This is a genomic window from Cohaesibacter marisflavi, assembly GCF_900115225.1.
GTDB lineage: Bacteria > Pseudomonadota > Alphaproteobacteria > Rhizobiales > Cohaesibacteraceae > Cohaesibacter > Cohaesibacter marisflavi.
In genome coordinates this window covers 1-14,608 of the sequence record NZ_FOVR01000024.1, presented here as the reverse complement: position 1 = coordinate 14,608, position 14,608 = coordinate 1, and the positions used below count along the sequence as shown (strand labels likewise).

At 51.0% G+C, this 14,608-nt stretch carries 10 protein-coding genes and 1 pseudogene; 8 read left to right on the top strand and 3 right to left on the bottom strand.

Going from position 1 to position 14,608, the window contains the following annotated elements; translation table 11 throughout:
* Nucleotides 1–351: 351 nt before the first annotated feature.
* The 5 genes from BM258_RS23250 to BM258_RS23230 all read left to right on the top strand — a co-directional run bounded on the left by BM258_RS23250 (nt 352) and on the right by BM258_RS23230 (nt 6,852).
* On the top strand, nt 352–1,332 hold the full coding sequence (locus BM258_RS23250) for a TRAP transporter substrate-binding protein (protein ID WP_139229374.1): 981 nt from the start codon (nt 352–354) through the stop codon (nt 1,330–1,332).
* 56 nt (nt 1,333–1,388) lie between these two features.
* On the top strand, nt 1,389–2,147 hold the full coding sequence (gene kduD, locus BM258_RS23245; RefSeq protein WP_175528229.1) for a 2-dehydro-3-deoxy-D-gluconate 5-dehydrogenase KduD: 759 nt from the start codon (nt 1,389–1,391) through the stop codon (nt 2,145–2,147).
* 276 nt (nt 2,148–2,423) lie between these two features.
* On the top strand, nt 2,424–3,500 hold the full coding sequence (gene bglB, locus BM258_RS23240; protein WP_090075633.1) for a beta-galactosidase BglB: 1,077 nt from the start codon (nt 2,424–2,426) through the stop codon (nt 3,498–3,500).
* Nucleotides 3,501–3,517: 17 nt separating this feature from the next.
* Nucleotides 3,518–4,354: a 5-dehydro-4-deoxy-D-glucuronate isomerase gene (gene kduI / locus BM258_RS23235; RefSeq protein WP_090075632.1), complete on the top strand. Its 837-nt coding sequence runs from the start codon at nt 3,518–3,520 to the stop codon at nt 4,352–4,354.
* The gene (locus BM258_RS23230) at nt 4,354–6,852 is read left to right on the top strand and encodes a hypothetical protein (RefSeq protein ID WP_090075631.1); all 2,499 of its coding nucleotides are present in this window, start codon (nt 4,354–4,356) and stop codon (nt 6,850–6,852) included. Before kduI ends, BM258_RS23230 begins: the two co-directional genes overlap by 1 nt.
* 109 nt (nt 6,853–6,961) lie before the next feature.
* On the opposite strand, the gene BM258_RS23225 is transcribed toward BM258_RS23230, so the two are convergent.
* Nucleotides 6,962–7,990, bottom strand: a complete 1,029-nt coding sequence (locus BM258_RS23225) for a LacI family DNA-binding transcriptional regulator (protein ID WP_090075630.1) — start codon at nt 7,988–7,990, stop codon at nt 6,962–6,964.
* A 181-nt stretch (nt 7,991–8,171) separates the two neighbouring features.
* On the opposite strand from BM258_RS23225, the gene BM258_RS23220 reads away from it, so the two are divergent.
* The 3 genes and pseudogenes from BM258_RS23220 (at nt 8,172) to BM258_RS23210 (ending at nt 10,874) form a co-directional block, all read left to right on the top strand.
* Nucleotides 8,172–8,672: a TRAP transporter small permease gene (locus BM258_RS23220; RefSeq protein WP_090075629.1), complete on the top strand. Its 501-nt coding sequence runs from the start codon at nt 8,172–8,174 to the stop codon at nt 8,670–8,672.
* 15 nt (nt 8,673–8,687) lie between these two features.
* The gene (locus tag BM258_RS23215) at nt 8,688–10,010 is read left to right on the top strand and encodes a TRAP transporter large permease (protein ID WP_090075628.1); all 1,323 of its coding nucleotides are present in this window, start codon (nt 8,688–8,690) and stop codon (nt 10,008–10,010) included.
* 114 nt (nt 10,011–10,124) lie between these two features.
* Nucleotides 10,125–10,874, top strand: a pseudogene (locus BM258_RS23210) (IS6 family transposase).
* A gap of 288 nt (nt 10,875–11,162) precedes the next feature.
* Here BM258_RS23210 and BM258_RS23205 read toward each other — a convergent pair.
* Nucleotides 11,163–13,088: a sulfatase-like hydrolase/transferase gene (locus BM258_RS23205; RefSeq protein WP_090075627.1), complete on the bottom strand. Its 1,926-nt coding sequence runs from the start codon at nt 13,086–13,088 to the stop codon at nt 11,163–11,165.
* Nucleotides 13,089–13,263: 175 nt separating this feature from the next.
* The gene (locus tag BM258_RS23200; protein WP_090075626.1) at nt 13,264–14,304 is read right to left on the bottom strand and encodes an anaerobic sulfatase maturase; all 1,041 of its coding nucleotides are present in this window, start codon (nt 14,302–14,304) and stop codon (nt 13,264–13,266) included.
* Between the last annotated feature and the right edge of the window lie 304 nt (nt 14,305–14,608).

Below are 14,608 nucleotides of genomic sequence, written 5' to 3'. Positions count from 1 at the left end.
TTCGCGAACAGAATGATCTCATTGCTCTCCTCTTCGGACTTCAAAAAGTTAACGAAGCATGAAAATGACGCTGATCACAGCACAAACAGGGCCTGCTTAAAACTTTGCGAAGCGCCCCATCAGACCCTTCCGATCTTTTAACGCCAGAATATTGGCCCTCCCTTCATATCCATAGCTATCTCGCTTACATGTCATCAACATGAAAATTTATTTCATATAGCGCAAAATATTTTCATGTTGCATAATCCATTCAAAGTTCATGCGTAAGCTTAAATCAGCAAATGCCATGCAACAGAACTGGATCGCTCGATCGGATCGGGTGATGGGAGACACCAATTAGGGAGTTCAAACGTGAAAAAACTCGTAGTCAGTGCTATCGCTCTTGCAGCCGTGGCTTTTTCCGCAGTGAGCGCGAATGCCGGAACCATCCGGTTGAAGATGGGCGATGCACTCGCCGGAGACCATCCGACCAGCTTGGCTCTTCAGCATTTCATCAAGGAAGTTGAAGAGAAAACAAACAAAAGCGTGCGGATCAAACTGTTCCCAAATGCTGTACTTGGTTCAGAGCGTGAAGTGCTTGAACAAATTCAAAACGATGCTGTTGATATTGCGCGCATCAGCGCCTCGAACCTTGAAAACTTCAACTCGATCTATTCGGCCTTTACGTTGCCATACCTTTTCGAGAGTGAAGATCACTTCTACAACGTTCTGAGCGGCCCTATCGGCGAAAAAATCTATGGCGCAACGCTTGATAGTGGTTTCCGTGGGCTTACCTTCTTCGATTCAGGAGCGCGTAGCTTCTACACCAAAGACAAAGCGGTCAATACGCCTGATGACCTTAAAGGCCAAAAGGTCCGTGTGATCAACAGTCACACTTCCATCCGCATGGTGGAGATGATGGGCGGCACCCCAACGCCTTTGGCTTATGGTGAAATCTACACGGCTCTTCAGCAGGGCGTGATCGATGGAGCCGAAAACAACCCGACAGCCCTGACGCTGGGTCGGCATGGCGAAGTTGTCAAATACTACGCCCTTGACGAACATACCCGCATCCCTGACTTCATGATCATTTCCAACAAGGCATGGGACAAGCTGGACGATAACCAGAAGAAAATCGTCAAGGAAGCTGCTCGGAACGCGACCAAATATCATCGTGAAATCTGGGGCAAAGCCATTCAGGACGCTTTGGTCGAGGCACACGACAAGATGGGCGTCACGATCTCTCATCCTGACAAAGCGCCATTCCTTGCGAAAGTCATGCCGATCATCGAAGAATATCGTCAGGATCCGGCCATTGATGAACTCGTTGGCGCAATTCTCAACGACAAATAAATCATAAACTACAGAGGTGCGGAGCCATCCGCACCTTACTTACCGAGCGAGATATCATGAAAGAACAATTTGATCTTACAGGGAAAATTGCTGTTGTCACTGGCTGCGATACCGGTCTTGGACAGGGCATGGCTGTAGGCCTTGCCAAAGCGGGCTGTAATATCGCTGGCGTCAACATCGTTGAGCCGACCGAAACCAAGGACATGATCGAAGGTCTTGGCCGGAAATTCCTCGATATCCGCGCCAATCTGATGAAAATGGATGATATTCCCGATATCGTTGCCAAGGCTGTCGCCGAATATGGCCGCATTGATATTCTGGTGAACAATGCTGGTGTCATCCGTCGCGAAGATGCCATCGAGTTCTCCGAGAAGGACTGGGACGATGTGATGAACATCAACATCAAGTCTGTCTTCTTCCTGTCTCAAGCTGTTGCCAAACAGTTCCTGGCGCAGGGTGAGGGCGGCAAGATCGTCAACGTCGCTTCGATGCTCTCCTTCCAGGGTGGCATTCGTGTGCCGTCTTACACCGCTTCCAAATCCGGTGTCATGGGCATCACCCGTCTGCTGGCCAATGAGTGGGCAAAGCACAACATCAATGTGAACGCGATCGCTCCGGGCTACATGGCCACAAACAACACGCAGGCCCTGCGTGAAGATGCGGCACGCAGCAAGGAAATCCTTGATCGTATTCCGGCTGGCCGTTGGGGACTGCCCGAAGACCTGTCCGGCCCTGTGGTCTTCCTTTGCTCTCCTGCTTCTTCCTACATCAGCGGCTATACGATTGCCGTTGATGGTGGTTGGCTGGCGCGCTAGTCCTTGCAGACTTGCATTTAAACAAGTGCGAAAGGGTCTTTCTTTCGCGTCAACTGGATGGCTTGCCCCCTCCCAGCGCATATTCAGTTGTTTAGCAGCGGCTCTAACCAGATTTTACAGTTCCGGTCGGAGCCGCTGCTTTATTTTCAAGACATTTCAGATAGTTAGAAAGAGCACTAATCAACAGGCGTTGAATGAAAATTTCTTTCATATAGCGCAATTTATTTTCGTATTGCATACTATTTTCAAAAATCAGCTTAATTTAGGAGTAACACTGTGCTTTCAGACCAGTTGCTAAAAGAAAAAATATCGGCTGTCGTCTCAGGATTGGCGGCGCTACGCGACGAGGGAAAGTTCAACGAGCCCAACCTCGATGGGTCTACTGGCGATTATGTGAGCTTTGACTCATGGGAATGGCCTCAAGGTGTGGGACTCTATGGCCTGGCCCAGCTATGGCTGCGCACTGGAGACGAAGAGTCCAAGACATTGCTGGAAGACTGGTACACCAAGCAGCTGGATCAGGGGTTGCCAAAGCTTAATGTCAACACCACCGCTCCGATGCTCGCTCTTTCTCTTTTGTGGGGTAAAACCAAGGAAGAGAAATGGTTCAAGCCAATGGACGACTGGGCCAATGCCGTTCTGTCCATGCCGCGAACGAAAATAGGCGGTTTCCAGCATAATGTTTCTGACAAGATCAACGATAATGAGCTTTGGGATGACACCCTGTTCATGGTTGCCTTGTTTCTTGCCAGTTATGGCGAGCAATCCGGTCGGCGAGAATTGGTCGATGAGGCCGTTTTCCAGTTTCTGGTTCACACCCACTATCTTTGCGAGCCGGAAACCGGGCTTTGGTTCCATGGCTGGTCTTTCGATGGGAACCACAATTTTGCGCGCGCCAGATGGGCACGCGGCAACGCCTGGATCTCTGCAGGTGTTCTGGATCTCCTCGAGCTGGCTGATATTGGTGAAGGCAACAAGCGCTTTTTGATCGCTGTCGTGACGGCCCAGATCAACACGCTTATGAAGTATCAGGCTGAAACCGGCGCATGGCACACATTGATTGACGATGACAGTTCCTATGAAGAAATCTCGGCAACCGCAGCATTCGGCTATGCCATGATGAAGGGGGCTCGCCTTGGGATCGGTCCTGAAAGCTGGCGCGAAGCGGGCTTGAGGGCTCTTGACGCGGTGCTTGCCAATATCGATGAGAATGGCACCGTGCAGAATGTGTCATATGGCACACGCATGGGGCATGATCTTCAATTCTACAAAGACATTCCGCTTGAACCGACAGCCTATGGCCAATCAATGGCATTGCTCTGCCTTGTTGAAGCTCTCAACCATGTGAAATAAACAATCGGTAGGAAATCATGTTTGTAAACACGCTTTATGGTGCCTCACCCCGCGACATCAAGCATTACGACAATCAGCGCCTTCGTGAAGAATTTGTCATTCCTGACATGTTCGTCGCGGATGAGGTGCGCGTGACATACACTCATGTTGATCGCATGATCGTCGGCGGCGCCCAGCCTGTTGCTAAGGAACTCGAACTGTCCAGCGGAGAGGCTCTTGGTACGGACAGCTTCTTCTCTGCGCGTGAAATGGGCATCGCCAACCTTGGCGGGACCGGCACGATTGAGGTGGATGGCACCAGCTACACGCTTGAGCATCGCGATGTGCTTTATGTCGGTCGGGGAACGAAGGGCATTAAGTTTGCCTCCGAGAACCCGGAAGCTCCCGCTAACTTTTATATGAACTCGGTGCCTGCTGGTGAAGAGTTCCCCGCTGCACTCATCAAACAGGAAGACTCCAAGCCCATCACAATGGGGGAAGAAGCCCTTTCGAACAAGCGGACCTTGCGGATGTATATCCATCCAGAAGTCTCGCCTTCCTGCCTCTTGCTGATGGGCATTACCGAGCCAGAATCGGGCAGTGTTTGGAACACCGAGCCACCGCATCTGCATGAGCGACGCATGGAAGCCTATTGCTATTTCAATATGGCTCCCGAGCACCGCGTCATGCATTTCATGGGTGAACCAACCGAAATTCGGGCGATGCCAATTGCCAATCTGGAAGGGCTTGTCTCTCCGGCCTGGTCCATTCATATGGGCGCGGGCACCGGACCTTATTGCTTCGTCTGGGGCATGACCGGTGAAAACAAGGCCTATTGGGATTCAAACCCCGTTGCAGTGAGTGAGCTACGCTAATGAGCACTCAGGCACCAAATGCAAACCCTGATTTCCTGCGTCGTCCTTTGGACGCAGGAAACCCGATCACCTACTGGAATGTCAGCGCTATTTCTGAAGAGCAGTGTGATGTTGCTGACAAGACCATGACTGGCAACATGGATGCGCAGTTTTTCCTGACCAAGGAAAAGAACTTCATTCCACATGAATATCCCTGCCGCACCCAATTTGTTGCTGATTTTCGCGGCAAGAAACCTGCCGTAAGAGACGAGCAGCCAACCGATCATGTATGGCTACCATTCGGTTCGCCCCGCATGGATTTTTCCGGTTTTTGGTTTCGGGCCACACGTCTTTCTGCGTGGGCACAGACTTGCATCGAGGCTGACGCTGCGGGAAAAGCAAAGTTGAAGCTGATCACCTGCGGTGGCGCGGTGCTCTGGGTCAACGGCAAGCAAGTTTGCGAGAGTGCGACCTATATTCGCAACTATGAGCAGCCTGTCGAGTGTGAGGTTGAGCTTGACGCAGGCATCAACGAGTTCAAGATCTTCTTTGATGATCTTGCAGAGCGCGATACCCGCTATTTTTTCCAGCTTGATTATCTTTCGGGTCCACATGCTCAGATTGCTTTGCCGGTTGTCTCTCGGGCGGGCGTAGCGGATCAGATTGAGCAGGCGCTTGACCGGATGCATTTTGACAAACCCGCCTATTCCACGGGTGATGTGGTTATGCTCCTGCCTGCCACGGTTGATTGCGACGTGGATGTCACCATCACGGTAGAAGGGGATTTCCTAAGCCAGGAAAAACTGGTCGTGAACCGGCATTTGAAAGCGGGTGCGAAGAGTATTGTTGTCGGGCATGTTTCCGATTTTCATAGTGATTTCCGCCATTTCGAAGTGTCCCTTTCTGCGGAAGGCTTTTCCGCTGAGCGTCCCTTCACAGTGGAAATTGCTCATAGTGAAGAGCAGGGCGAAGCACCGGCAACATTGGACGCGCGGGTTGATGAGGCGCTGAGCCACGTTGCGCACAAGGGCTATGACGATTCCATCTCCGCTCTCGCGCGCCTGTCGCTTGGGTTGGGAGACGCTGTTACCGAGCGCATGATCAACAATTCGTTGCCCAAAATCGAAGCCTGTCACGATTGCGCCGATTTCCATCTGGTACCGCTGCTGTTCGGGCGTATCCAATATGCCCATTTGCTCAGCAAGGACATGCTCAGCCGCATAGACCGGGCAACGCTCGATTTCCGTTTCTGGCTCGATGAGCCGGGCAACGATGTACAGTGGTACTATTCGGAAAATCATGCCTTGCTGTTCCATACGGCGGCCTATCTCGCCGGACATCTGCATGCAGATAAAGTCTTCACCCGATCTGGAAATATCGGTAAAGACCAGTCTCTGGCAGCCGCCGGGCGATTGCGTGCATGGTTCGATCATTTCGAGCAATGGGAAATGGCCGAATTCAACTCGGTGCCCTATTTCCCGATCGATCTGAAGGGGCTTGCAACGCTTGCAGCCTTGGCCCACGACGAAGACATCAAGGCGCGTGCCAAACGGGCGGTTCTGCGCCTCATCAAGGTTGTTGCCAGTTCTGCCCATCACGGCATCATGACAGGCGCTCAAGGGCGCTCTTACGAGCATACGCTTATGGCAGCCCGTACCTCGGAGCTCTCGGCTATTTCCAGAGTTCTGTGGGGGAGGGGCTGGTTTGGCCGCTGCTTCCACTGCCTGCCTCAGTTGCTTCTCTGCATGCGTGACTTCGGCCTTGAAGTGCCGCAGGACTATCGGGATATGGCAATCCTCGCCGGCGACGAACAGCGCGAGTGGGTCTTTGCGCAAGGTGAAAACAAATTCACCAAGCTCTATCACTACAAGACATCCAGTACGGCAATGGGAAGTGCTGCTCGCTATCGTTGGGGTGAGTGGGGGTATCAGGAAACTGTGCTGCAATTGCGCCTTGGAATGAACCCTGATGCCCAGATCTGGGTGAACCATCCCGGGGAAGTCATTCATTGCGGCTTTGGACGTCCGTCCTATTGGGGCGGCTGTGGCACAATGCCCCGCGTGCATCAGTACAGGGATCTTGCCATTGTTCTGTTCGAAACCCATGAAGAGCAACCGGATTTCACCCATATATGGTTCCCGCAGATTGCCTTTGATGAGGCCGAGATCGGAGACACTATTGCAACCGCACGATCCGGCGATGGGTTTGTTCAGGTGTTGTCCGACAAGCCTTTGGAAATGCTCTCCTACGGTCCGACAGCCAACAATGAGTTGCGCCAGATGGGCCGGAAAACAGCTTGGCTGATCCGTTTGGGTAATGCTGGAACGAACGGCACATTTGCCTCCTTCAAGGACCGGTTTGCGTCTCTTTCTTACAAACAGGAAGAGGGTACCATCGTGATTGAAGATCCTGACTATGGAGTGGTGTCGTTCCAAGAGGACGGAACCATCAAGGCAGAAGGCCGCACTCTTGATCCCGCCACGTGGAGCGTAGAGGGCACTTTGGCTGACCTTAGCTGATCCAATCTAGCTTGATAATGAAAACCCCGCATATCGAATGCTACGCGGGGTTTTTTATAGAACGAAAAAAGCTAGGCAACCATATCATCTGCGCGGGGGCAGTTCAGGATCAAGCCTTTTTGCAAGGGGCATGTGAAGCGCGCGGAACCAGCTTGCAATAGAGCTCAACACGCTTGGACAAACGGTCCGGTTCGGCCAGTTGGTCGCGCAACATGTCGATTGCGTGCATGCCGATTTCCTTCATGGGAATATGAACCGAAGTGAGAGGAGGGCTGACAAATTCCCCTTGTGGTAGTCCGTCCATGCCAATGACCGAGATATCTTCAGGGACTTTCAATCCCTTTTCCAATAGTCCCATAATTGCGCCAAAGGCCAAACTGTCACCAGCACAGAGAACGGCAGAAAAATTCTGTCCGCTTCTTTCCATGTGATCCAGGATCGCCTTGCGCGCCGCTTCCGGTGTCCAATCATCCACATCAACGAAAAGCGCTTTCCAGTCTGTGTGTCCCATCTCGGTGATGCGATCACGCCAACCTTCCAGGCGTCTTTCAATGGTCCGACGCCCTCGGTGCGCCATAAACAGGATCTTGTTGTGGCCTTCTTGGTTCAAATAGGACGTTGCGCTGGCCGCTGCGGCTCTATTGCAGGGCGCAATGCTTGAAAGCTCCATTGAGGGGTCATCACCATTGACCAGAATAACGGGTTTCGAAAAGCCTCTCGTTTGCGCCAGCATGGTCTCATCATCCATGGTAATAAACAGCAAACCGGCAATCTCGTCATCTTGCAAGGCTTGTTCCAGAACAGTCTGTTCTTCGTTCAGATTTGCAATCGGTCGCGTCACAATTTCCGCACCAAGAATCTCTGCGCGTGCTCTTATGCCCTCCAGCACGAAGGTTGTAAACTGTTGGCGTTGGTGGTCCAGCATGGCAACTGCACTGGCCGCTACGATAACCTTGGCACCGGCTATCGATGTCGGTGTGTAATAGTTCAGCGTCTTGGCTGCGGCCATGACCTTCTCGCGCAGTTCGGTCCGAACTCCGGGGGTCCCAGAAAGCGCCCGAGAGGCCGTGCTCATCGACACACCACAATAAGCAGCGAGATCAACAAGGCGCACTTTCTGCTGTTTCTTTTTATCCATTCACATTACCTCTGGAAAGAGAATATGAAAATTTCTTTCATATAGCAAATATTTTGTCTTTACGGCATAATTATACCAACATGAAAACAGTTTCGGTCAAATTGCAAGTTCTGGTAAGCAATTTATGTGTCTATCAACGCAAAAATGATCGACGATACCCATAATAACAGGAGGAATAAGGGTGCTTACAAAGCTCAAAACCAGCTTGGAGAGAGCCCTTGCGGCGCTGACATCCTTCATGCTGGCTGTGATGGTCTGCCTGATGCTTTGGCAGGTTTTCACACGCTATGTTCTTCAAACTCCGGCGCTATTCACTGAAGAAATGCTCCGCTTCACAATGATCTGGATGGCTTTGCTCGGCTCAGCCTATTGCTTCGGTCGCCGCAAACACTTGTCATTGGTTTTTGTCCTGGAGGCGCTTCCCCCCGCAAAACGGCGCCTGTTCTTCATTATCAATGATGTCATCGTGCTATGCTTTGCATTCTTCATTCTCTTCCTTGGTGGCATTCGGGCCGTTGAATCCACCATGCAGCAATTCTCACCGATCCTGCGGATCCCTATGGGCTATGTCTATCTGATCCTGCCAATAACCGCAGTTCTGATCTTTATTCTGCAGAGTCTGAACACCATCGAATTCATTCGTCACGGTGATAAGCCCCAAGCTCCCCAAAAGACTTCATAAGAAGAGCGCAAAGCTATGGATTTCATTTTCAACTATTTCGACGAGTCGCTCTTTGCAGCAGTTTCGTTGTTCGTTCTATTCTTCTGGATGCTGGCACAAGGGGTGGCCATCTCTGTGGCGATCGCCGTCTCATCCATTTTAACCGGCCTGTTCTTCCTGCCATTTGACACAGCCTTTTTCATCGCCACACAAAAGATGTTTGCTGGTATAGACAGCTTCACTCTGCTGGCTATTCCCTTCTTCATTTTGGCGGGCAACATCATGAACAAGGGCGGCATCGCAATGCGCCTTGTCAACTTGGCCAAGCTATTCGGTGGTCGTTTGCCCGGTGCGCTTGCTCATACCAACGTGATTGCGAATATGCTCTTTGGCTCTATCTCCGGCTCGGCGATTGCCGCTGCGGCAGCCGTCGGCGGAACGATGGCGCCTTTGCAAAAAAAGGAAGGCTATGATCCTGAGTTTTCTGCTGCCGTCAATATTGCGTCAGCACCGTCGGGTATCCTGATCCCACCCAGCGGTCCGCTCATTCTCTATTCACTGGTTTCTGGCGGTACATCCATTTCCGCGCTGTTTCTTGGCGGATATGTGCCCGGCATCCTGATGGGGCTGTCCATTATGATCGTTGCATCGATCATTGCCTACAAGCGGGGCTATCCCATTGCAGCGAAGGTACCCTGCAAGCAGGCATTCTTTATTATTCTGGACGCCTTGCCATCCCTTCTCATGGTGATCGTGGTGATCGGGGGTATTGTTGCCGGCATCTTCACAGCAACAGAAGGAGCCGCAGTCGCTGTTCTTTATTCTTTCCTGCTATCTCTGATCTATCGTATGGCTTCGCCAAAGGAATATCTGGAAGTTTTGCGCTCCTCGATGGAAATGAGCGCTTCGATCCTGTTCCTGATCGCAGCATCAGGCATCATGTCTTACGTGATGACAATTACCTCCATCCCTGATGTGATTGCTGACGCATTGTTGATGTTTGACAGCCCCATCGTGATCTTCCTGATCATGAACTTCTGCCTGCTGATCATCGGCTTCTTTATGGACCTGACACCCGCAGTGCTGATCTTTACCCCAATTTTCTTGCCCATCGCGCAAGAGTTGGGTATGGACCCGGTTCATTTCGGCCTCATGTTGATTTTCAACCTTGGCATTGGTTCCATGACGCCTCCTGTCGGCAGTGTTCTGTTCGTTGGCTGCGCTATTGGTGGTGTCACGATTGAAAAAGTTGCAAAACCACTCATGCCATTCTTCATAGTCTTGATCGTTGCTTTGTTGCTGATCACCTATTTCCCGATTTTGACAACAGGCCTGCCGAGGTTGTTGGGCTTGATGTAAACTCCTATGCTTTTTGCATGAATAAAAGTGTCCCCGCTCGGGCTGCCTGGGCGGGGACATTTGTTTTGATATACAAGAGTGAGCAAATGCTCCGATTTGTTGAAGGAGCACCGTATTCTTAATGCTATTGCCGAAAAGCTAAAGCGGAAATCGAAAGATGATTTCAAAGGCAGACAATTTGAGGCATAGCTGATCATTCAGGCGGTATCCTGGTATCTGCGTTACCCGTTGAGCTATCGGGATCTGGAAGAAATGTTCCTTGAGCGAGGCTTTGAAGTTGACCATAGCACAATCAACCGATGGGTCCTGACCTACGCGCCCCAGATCGAGAAACGGTTACGCCGATTTCGCAAACCCCATTGTGGATCAATCCGGGTAGAAGAAACCTATATCAAGGTGCGGGGGAAGAGGAAATATCTGTACCGGGCCATAGATAAGCACGGCAATCCCGTGGATTTCTTGCTTACAGCCAACCGCGATATTGAGGCAGCAAAACGTTTCTTCAACAAGATGCTCAAGGAAGAGCCGCTCATGTCGCCGGGCAGGAGCGGCACTGACGGTGCCAATACATTCCCGTCAATGATCAAACAGTCGGTCGACAAAGGCCACCTGAGGCCGGACCCTGTCCATTATGTCACCAAGCATTTGCAGCAACGCATAGAAAGCGATCATTTCAGGGTAAAGAAGAATATGCCAAAGGTTGGTGGTTTCCAATCCTTCCACACAGCGAGACGAACCATCGCAGGTTTCGAGGCAATGCTGTGGCTCAAGAAAGGTTTTGACTTCGCAGGCAAGTGGACCGTTCGCCAACAGAATGACCTCATTGCCCTCCTCTTCGGACTTCAAAAAGTTAACAAAGCATGAAAATGACGCCGATCACAGGATAAATAGGACCTGCTTAAAACTTTGCGACAGGCCCATATTCAAACAGAATAACAAGGATGTCTCGCAGTTTCCTACATTCCTACAGGGCAACACGAAAACTCCACAAACCCTCACTTTCTCTTTTCTGAACGACATCAGATAAAATTGGTTTCAGCCAAATAAAACGGCGAAAAGCAGCAGTATGAAAACAGTCTGGATCCAGCTTGTAAAGCTGATCCAGACTGTTCAGACAAACCGAGTTTTTCTAGGAAGCTCTCCGCTTATCAATTAGATACGAGGGTTTCCGAGTGGTTTGCCCAATTTCGGTTTCCCGGCAAAGTAGGTGGGAATGTGCGGTTGATAGACACCATCCAGCTTAAGTGTCAGATAGTTATACGCTTCGGTTAGATAACCATCTTTCACCGCAGGGATTGTTTCGACAGCATTCCTTGCACCCTTTGCATACTGCACTGGAATATAAGTCAGGCTTTCAAGAGCTAAGAGTTTTACCCATTTGGATGGTTCGTCCAAGAGAATATCGGTCAGAATCTTGACCGCCTCAGGCGCATCAGATGTACCACCAATCGCTTCTGCTAGAACACAACGAACATGCGCGCATTTGTCTGATTTCATTTGCTCCTTCACCGCAACTTTCACATCTGAAGGAACAAAGCCAAGCATCAGGATACCTTGCGCAGCCCAGAAGCGAACAATCTCATTGTCACTCTTGAGGGCCTTCATGAGTTCGGGCACATTCTCCGGATTTTGCTCGATGCCTTTGCCTGCAACCTTCATGACATCGTTAATCGGGTAGGCGCCTTTCTTTCGGCTTGGCCAATAGCCTTCGGCTTCTGTGCCCTCCGGGATAAGGCCATTGTCCATTACTTCCATCATATGCTCATCAAGCGCCTTGCTTAACGAGACCATGCGGTCTTTGTAAACGGGATCTTTAGCCAGATTGACCAACTGATGCGGGTCATTTTTGAGGTCATAGAATTTTTCAGCCTGTTTGGACTGCCAGAAACGGTCCTGAGCATCGGTCAGCGTTCCATTCAGATGCTGACGCTCCCATGCCTGATAGCCAATCATTTGCCACTCATAGGCATTGTGAAGGCCATAAATGCGATGCGGGGAATAATTCCGTATATAGCGGAACTGCTCATCACGAGCTGTGCGGACCATGTCATAGCGTTCGTCCATTCGGTTGCGCATGGAAAAGGCGATGGAGCGGTCGGAGGCGGCGTCTCCAACAATCGCTTTACCAGCCATATGGTCAGGGATTGTGAGGCCGGCAATGGACAAGGTTGTCGGAGCCATGTCGACACTGCTGACAACCCGCTGGCTCGCTTTGCCTGTTTCCAGTTTGCCTTTGAGATAAGACAGGGCGTCAGGAATACGCATGATGAATGGAACATGCAGCCCCTCATCATAGCAATAGCGTTTACTACGCGGTGTAACCCCGCCATGATCGGCCATGAACATGACGACGGTGTTTTCTGCCAAACCATCTTCTTCCAACTGATCAAGCAAAATCTTAAGGGCTTCGTCTTGTCTGTTCACCAACTCAATATTTTGCGCAATGGTGTTTCTGATTTCTGGGATATCTGGCAGATATGGCGGAACACTGACCGTTGCAGGATTTGTTTTCAAATCGCCAGCGAAGTGAATGACCCGAGATTCGTGCGTAATTAGATAGTTATAGACACAGAAGAATGGTTTGCCTGCAGGGCGGTTGCGCCAATGTGCTGTAATCGAGCATTCATCCCAGATCTTGTCAGGATCCAGATCGCAATTATAGTCTGTGAAAACATTGTTCGTACAGTAATATCCTGCTTCACGCATCACAACCGGCAGGGATTTAAACGTATCTGGTACGTGCGCAATGCCTCGCATTTGATCCGCAGGGCCACAGCTATCTGGATACATGCCCGTCACCAATGCAAAGCGGGAGGGAGAGCAAACCGGCGCAACAGAGAAGGCACTATCAAACCGAACACCATCCTCAGCCAATTGGTCGATAACGGGCGTATTGGCTAGGTCATTGCCATATGTGCCGAGAAGTTTTGCATGAATATCGTGGCAGACGACCCAGATTATGTTGGGCCGTGTTGGCATGGATTTGCTCAACGCAAACTTGGGCAACATGGCTGTGCCTGCTGCAGCTGCGGAAGCCATTAGCAGGCTCCTGCGGGAAAGTTTGTTGGATGCAGACATGGTTTCCTCCTAATTGTTCTGCTGGTTAAAGCGATGCGGAGGCATTCCCTTTGGTAAGCGCTCATGCGTCTGGAATAAGCTCCTCTTCGTTGTCTAAAATTACGTGCCTTTCACCTCATTCAAACGCTGGCCGTGTTAAACGGTAAGGCGTTTTACAACTGCGTCACCATGCGCTCTATTTCTTGGGTAATCGGTTCTCTTGCGCGATCATTTTGGCAACGCTCATAACACCACTTGGTGGGCGATGGGCTTGAACCTGCTTTGCCATATAGGCCATGTAGGGTGCCATATGGCTGAACATGGCTTTGTAGCCGTCACACAGATGGTTGTGCCATTGAGAGCCTTGCCGATGAATGCGGTGCTTGGGACATCCTCCTTGACAGATAAAACGCCATTCACAGGTCGCACAGGCGTTAGGCAAGTTGGCCTTTGCTGTGGCAAAAGACCGTTGTGCTTTGCTGTCAATCATCGCAGCAAGATCGTGGCTTATGACATTGCCGAGCCGGTGCGCGGGATAGACATAGTGATCACAGGAATAGATATCTCCATTCATTTCGATTACCAGACTCTGCCCGCAAGTCGGCTGCATAACGCAAATGGCCGGAGTTTGTCCAAGCCATGCAGCAAGGCTGTTATCGAACAGTTGGACGAACACTTTGCCCACATCAGAGCGAACCCAGATATCAAACACCCCTTTAATGAACGCGCCATAGGCTTGGCCGGAGACAGACCACTGTGTCACTTCTGCGGTAAGCTCTTCGCTCTGCGGATGTGATAATTCACCTGATGGATTGGACTGGCTTCGCTGTTCAACCGCCGGAATGAACTGAATGAAGCTTATGCTGAGATCTCGCGTGAAATAGGTATAGATTTCTTCCGGATGTTGGGCTGTTGTCTCGTTGACGACGCAAAGAATGTTGGTGTCGACCTTATGCGCTTTGAGATGTTCAAGAGCCCGCACGACGAGATGCTGCACGCCTTTGCCATTGTTTGTAACTCGGTGGGCGTCATGGAGTGGGGCAGGGCCATCCAATGACAATCCGACCAAAAAGTGGTTTGCGGCAAGAAAACGCGCCCATTCATCGTCGATCAGCAGCCCATTGGTCTGGATTGAGTTTGAAATCTGTTTGCCTGCAGCATATTTACGCTGAAGCTCTAAGGCCTTCTGGAAAAACGGAATTCCTGCGAGGGTGGGTTCTGCGCATTCCGGGCACATCCGCGCATGGATTCCAATTTTATCCGCGCACCGATTCCGATCGGATCCGCGCAGTGATTCCGGGGCATCCGCGCACCCCCTGATGTAATGCTGCGAGGCAATCAGCAGCAGGCTACCTTTCCGTTTTTATGGACTGGAAGGTTGCCCAATGAAGAGATTGCCAATGCGAAAAATTAGAGAAGCTCTCCGCCTGTCTTGTGAGGGTATGTCAACCCGTCAGGCCGCTGCTAGTCTGTCGATAGGTGGCACGACATTGCGGGAGTATCTGTATCGCGCGAAAGAGGCCGGACTGTCCTGGCCGTTG